Origin of the sequence: Micromonospora sp. MH33 (assembly GCF_003013775.1) — a bacterium.
Classification (GTDB): domain Bacteria; phylum Actinomycetota; class Actinomycetes; order Mycobacteriales; family Micromonosporaceae; genus Micromonospora; species Micromonospora fulviviridis.
The window spans coordinates 1-5446 of sequence record NZ_MUYZ01000382.1; the positions used below are offsets into that span (position 1 = coordinate 1).

Genomic DNA, 5446 nt, shown 5'->3' on the forward strand with positions numbered 1-5446 from the left:
CGGCCCGCCCCGCTGCTGCGCGGCGTGCCCGACGCCGCGGCGGTCCTCGACGGGGTCGCCGAGGACCGCGGCCCGGTGACCGACCCGGCCCGCGCGCTGCGCGACCGGCTGGCCGGCGTACCCGCCGGGGACCGGCAGCGGATCCTGCTGGACCTGGTCCGGGCGCACGCGGCCACCGTCCTGGGGCATGCCGGACCGGGCGCCGTCGAACCCGACCGGGACTTCCTGGAGCTGGGCTTCGACTCGCTCACCGCGCTGGAACTGCGGGACGCCCTGCGCCAGGAGACCGGGGCGGAGCTGTCCGCCACCCTGCTCTTCGACCACCCCACCCCGATCGCGCTGGCCGGGCACCTGCTCGGCCACCTCCTCGGCGCGGAGGCCGGGGCCGTCCCGGCGGCGGCGGGCGCCCCGGAGGGCGGGGGCGGCATCCTCGGCGGGCTGTTCCGCGAACCGAAGGCGCGCGCCGACGCCGCCGGGTACGCCGAGCTGCTGGTGAAGCTCGCCCAGTTCCGCCCGAGCTTCACCGAGCCGGCGCAGCTCACCCGCCCGGCCGGCATCCTGCGCCTGGCCGACGGACCGGGCGCCCCGGTGGTGTGCTGCTGCACCATGTCCTTGCTCTCCGGCCCGCACGAGTACGCCCGCCTCGCCGCCGGGCTGCGCGGCCGGCGGGACGTGTGGGCGCTGCCCAACCCCGGCTTCGGGGCCGGCGAGGAGCTGCCCGCGGACCTCGACGCGCTGCTGCGGGTGCACGCCGACACCGTGCTGCGCACCGTCGGCGCCGGCCGGTTCGTGCTGGCCGGCCACTCCGGCGGCGCCATGGTGGCCAACGTGCTCGCGCGCGAGCTGGAGCGGCAGGGCCGGCCGCCGGCCGCCGTGGTGCTCATGGACACCTACCCGCCCGGCAGCGAGGTGCTCGGCGGCTGGACCGCGCAGCTGCTCGACGGGATGGTCGAGCGGGACAGCGCGTACACCCCGATGGACGACCACCGGGCCACCGCGTGGGCCGGCTACCTGCCCCTGTTCCTGGACTGGCGGCCCGCGCCGATGGAGTCCGCGACGCTGCTGGTCCGGGCCAGCGAGCCGCTGGGGGAGTGGACCGGGGAACCGGACGGCTGGCGGTCGGTGTGGCCGTACCCGCACGAGGCGCGGGACGCGGCCGGCGACCACTTCACCATGGTCGGCGAGCGTGGCCCGGAACTCGCGGCCACCGTGGACGAATGGCTGACCGCGCGGGGGCTGTGAGGCCGGCGGCGTGCCCGCCCCTGGCCTGCCCCTAGCGCCCCCTATCGCAGCGACGACAACTGTCCCATTCCGGGACGAGGACGGGAGCATGACGACGTGGACGAGGCAGTGGTGGTCGATGGGCTGGTCAAGCGGTACCGGCCCGACATGCCGCCGGCGGTGGAGGGACTGAGCTTCTCCGTGGCCGCCGGCGAGGTCTTCGGTCTGCTCGGGCCGAACGGCGCCGGCAAGACCACGACGATCGGGGTGCTGACGACCCGGGTACGCGCCACCTCCGGCCGCGCCGTGGTGTGCGGCGCGGACGTGGCGCGGGCGCCGGCCGTGGCCCGGCAGCTGCTGGCGGTGGTGCCGCAGCGGGTCAACCTGGACCGGGCGCTCACCGTCCGGCAGAACCTGCTGTTCCACTCCGCCTACCACCGGGTGTCCCGGGCGCAGCGGGTCCGGCGGGCCGACGAGCTGCTGGAGCAGATGGGGCTCAAGGACTTCGCGAACGCCCGCACCGACTTCCTCTCCGGCGGCCTGGCGCAGCGCGCCATGATCGCCCGGGCGCTGATGCACGCGCCCCGGGTGCTCTTCCTCGACGAGCCGTCGAGCGGCCTGGACCCGCAGTCCCGGCTGTTCGTGCACGACCGGATCGCCGAGCTGAGGCGTGCCGGGGTCACGGTCGTGGTGACCACGCACGACATGGAGGAGGCGGAGAAGCTCTGCGACCGGGTCGGCATCGTCGACCACGGCAAGCTGCTCACCCTGGACTCCCCGGCCGCGCTGACCCGGACCCTGCCGGGCAGCAGCACCCTGACCCTGGTCGTGGCCGCCGGCGCCCCCGCCGAGGAGGTGCAGGCCGCGCTGGCCGCCGTACCCGACGTCGAGCGGGTGGAGCGGCTGCGCGCCGGCGGGCCGGCCGAGATGCCGATGTTCCCGGGGATGCCTCCCATGCCGGAACCGCCCGCGGACCCGGACGCGCCGCTGTCCTTCCGGGTCTACACCGCCGGCGCGCCGGCCAACGCCGTACCGATGGCGTTGAAGATCCTCACCGACCTCGGCTGCGAGGTACGCGACCTCAGCGTCGGCCAGCCCAGCCTGGAGGACGTCTTCATCCACCTGACCGGAAGGGAACTTCGGTGAGCGTCACCGCCCCCGCCGCACCGGCCGCGCCGGCCGTCGTCCCGCCCCCGCCGGTACGAGCCCGGGACCAGCTCGCCAGCTTCCGGGCGGTGCTCTGGCGCGACCTCTTCGTCACGAGCCGGGAGCTGGGCGCGTTCCTGGCCCAGGTCTTCCTCCAGCCGCTGTTCATGCTGCTGATCTTCGGCAAGGTGCTCAAGGACCTCGGGTACGCCAGCGACGACTTCGCCAACGTGCTGCTGCCCGGCGTGATCGCGCTCAACGCGTTCCTGATCGGCCTGGAGAACACCGCCCTGCCGATGGTGATGGACTTCTCGTTCACCCGGGAGATCGAGGACCGGCTGCTGTCGCCGATGGCCATCCCGCTGGTCGCCTTCGAGAAGATCGTCTTCGGGGCGGTCCGCGGCCTGATCGCCGGCCTGGTGCTGATCCCGGTCGGCATGCTGATCCTGGGCGTCACCTGGCCGCTGTCGACCCTGCTGCCGGTGGTCGGCGTGCTGGCGGTCGGTGCGCTGGTCGGCGCGGCCATGGGCCTGACCTTCGGCACCCTCGTCCCGCCGCACCGCATCCAGATCCTGTTCACGGTGACCATGACTCCGCTGATGTTCACCGGCGCCACCCAGTTCCCGCTGCGGGCGCTGGACTCCCTGCCCTGGTTCCAGGTGATCTGCGCGATCAACCCGCTAACCTACGTGAGCGAGGCGACCCGTTCGCTGGTCGCCCCGCCGGGCGTCGAGTCGGTGCCGCTCTGGCTGGACCTGCTCGTGCTCGCCGGGGTGTTCGTGCTGTTCACCGCCCTCGGCATCCGCGGCTTCCTGCGCCGCGCGATGGACTAGGGGCCCGGGCGCGATGACCGTCGACGAGGCACCGCTGCTGCTCGTCAGCTCCGGCAGCGCCGGGCTGTTCAACCCGCTGCTGACCCTGGCCGGCGAGTTGAAGCGCCGGGGCGGCCGGCCGGTCCGGTTCGCCTGCACCGACGAGCGGCGGGCCGACATCGAGGCGCTCCCCGGCGACGGCGACCTGCGGTTCGTCCCGCTCGGGCCGCCCCGCCTGGAGGTCCGCCCCGAGCACTGGGACGACGAGACGCACCGGCGCATGTCGGCCGGCTCGCGGGTGGAGAACTTCGCCAGCTACGTGGACACCTCGGCGGACTACGACTACCTGCACCAGCTCTACGAGCGCTGCCTCGCCGTGGTCGACGGGGAGCGGCCGGTGCTGGCGGTGGTGGACTCGTTTGCCTCGTTCGGACTGGACGCGATGACCGCCCGGGGCGTCCCGTTCGTCATCAGCGTCTCGGTGCCGCCGTCGAACTTCCTGCAGGACAGCCTGCCGCCGGCGTACCCGATGCCGTTGTCCGGGCTGCCGCTGGCCATGAACGCCAGCCAGCGGGCGGCCAACGCCCGCTTCCGGGCGGCGCTGGTGGCGGCGCTGACCGAGCCGGAGCGGCTGGCTCGCGGCACCGCGGCCGCCGAGCGGCGCCGGGCCGCTGGGATCAGCAACACCGAACTGCGCCCGACGCAGTACGCCGAGGCCGCGGAGGCGCTGCTCGCGTACACGGTGTTCGGGCTGGAGTACCCGTTCGACACCGCCCCGGCGACGCTGCGCATGGTCGGCTCGATGGTGCCCCGCGAGATCGTCCCGAGCCCCGAGGGCGCCGAGCTGCGCGCCTGGCTCGACGCCCACGACTCGGTGGTCTACGTCGGATTCGGCACCATCATGCGCCCGTCGGCGGCCCAGGTGGCCGCCCTGGTCGAGGTGGCCGCCCGGCTCGCGCCGGAGCACCACGTGCTGTGGAAGCTGCCCGCCGACCGGCACCGGTTCCTGCCGCCGGCCGACGAGCTGCCGGCCAACCTGCGGGTCGAGTCGTGGCTGCCCTCGCAGGTCGAGGTGCTGGCCCACCCGCACGTGCGGGCGTTCTTCAACCACGCCGCCGCCAACGCCATCCACGAGGCGGCCTGGTTCGGGGTGCCGCAGCTGGTGATGCCGTTCTGGTTCGACTGCCACGACGGCGCGGTCCGGGTGGTCGACGCGGGGGTGGCGCTGGCCGTCGAGCACGAGGACCCGCTCGACGTCGACGACGTCACCGGCAAGCTGCGCCGGCTGCTGACCGAGCCGACCTTCCGCGAGCGCGCCGAGCTGTGGCGGGGGTGCCTGCGCCGGGCCGGCGGCGTGACCGCGGCCGCGGACCTGGTGCTGCGGCTGTGCGACGAGAGGGCGGCTGGCCGTACCTTCGCCAAGGCCGCGAGCTGAGCCCACGGACCGGGGGCGGCGCCATGCGCCGCCCCCGGTCCGGCCACTCAGGACGCCGCGCTCTGCAGCTCCTCCGGAAGGGGCTCCGCGTACGCGACCAGCCGGGCGGGCAGGTCGGTGCGGCGCTTGACGTCCAGCTTGCGATAGACCCGGGTGAGGTGCTGCTCCACGGTGCTCACCGTGATGAACAGCTTGCTGGAGATCTGCCGGTTCGTGTGCCCCTGCGCGGCCAGCGCGGCCACCCGCCGCTCGGCCTCGCTCAGCCCGTCCTCCGGCTCCACCGGTTCGACCGGCGGTGCGGCCGGCAGCCCGCCCGTGTCCCGCCGCACCAACCGCTGGGCGAGCACCGACGCCCCGCAGTCCTGGGCCAGCTGGTACGCCCTGCGCACCAGCAGCCGGGCCTGTGCCGAGTCGCCCGCCCGTTGCAGCGTCTGGCCGGTGTCGCCGAGCGCCCGGACCAGCTCCAGCCGGTCGCCGCAGCCCTGCAGCAGGTTGACCGCCTCGGAGAGCAGCTTGCGCCGGTGGTCGGGGGCGGCGGTGGTGGCGAGCAACCGCAGCGTCCGGCCGCGGGTCCGCTCGTCCACCCCGTACGGCACGCGCAGCTGCTCCTGGAGCAGTTGGGTGGCGTGCGCCTTGTTGCCCACCGCGAACTGCACCCGGGCCAGCTCCAGCCGCCACGGCACCAGCCCGGCCACGTCGGCGCCCCAGGCGCGCATCAGCTCGCCGCAGCGGCGCAGGTCGGCGGTGGCCGCGTGGGCCCGGCCGAGCGCCAGGTGGTGCCGGGCCCGGGCGGCCAGGTAGTGCAGGCCGAGCGGGGTGCGGAAGGCGCCCG

The 5446-nt window shown here is 74.9% G+C and carries 5 protein-coding genes; 4 read left to right on the plus strand and 1 reads right to left on the minus strand.

Going from position 1 to position 5446, the window contains the following annotated elements; translation table 11 throughout:
• The 4 genes from B0E53_RS32720 to B0E53_RS32735 form a co-directional block, all read left to right on the plus strand.
• Positions 1-1242 (plus strand): alpha/beta fold hydrolase (locus B0E53_RS32720; protein ID WP_146167865.1); only part of this gene is annotated, 1242 nt, incomplete at its 5' end.
• A gap of 96 nt (positions 1243-1338) precedes the next feature.
• Positions 1339-2367, plus strand: a complete 1029-nt coding sequence (locus B0E53_RS32725; protein WP_107079495.1) for an ABC transporter ATP-binding protein — start codon at positions 1339-1341, stop codon at positions 2365-2367.
• Entirely contained in the window at positions 2364-3200 is an 837-nt protein-coding gene (locus tag B0E53_RS32730; protein ID WP_107079496.1) for an ABC transporter permease, read from the plus strand. Before B0E53_RS32725 ends, B0E53_RS32730 begins: the two co-directional genes overlap by 4 nt.
• 13 nt (positions 3201-3213) lie before the next feature.
• Complete coding sequence (locus tag B0E53_RS32735; RefSeq protein ID WP_107079497.1) at positions 3214-4614, plus strand: glycosyltransferase; 1401 nt, start codon at positions 3214-3216, stop codon at positions 4612-4614.
• Positions 4615-4661: 47 nt separating this feature from the next.
• Here the strand turns inward: B0E53_RS32735 and B0E53_RS32740 are convergent.
• On the minus strand, positions 4662-5446 hold a 785-nt coding region (locus tag B0E53_RS32740), incomplete at its 5' end, for a LuxR family transcriptional regulator (protein ID WP_246835714.1).

Coding starts and splice junctions, on each gene's coding strand:
- B0E53_RS32735 (WP_107079497.1), top strand. CDS start 3,214: ATGACCGTCGACGAGGCACCGCTGCTGCTCGTCAGCTCCGGCAGCGCC.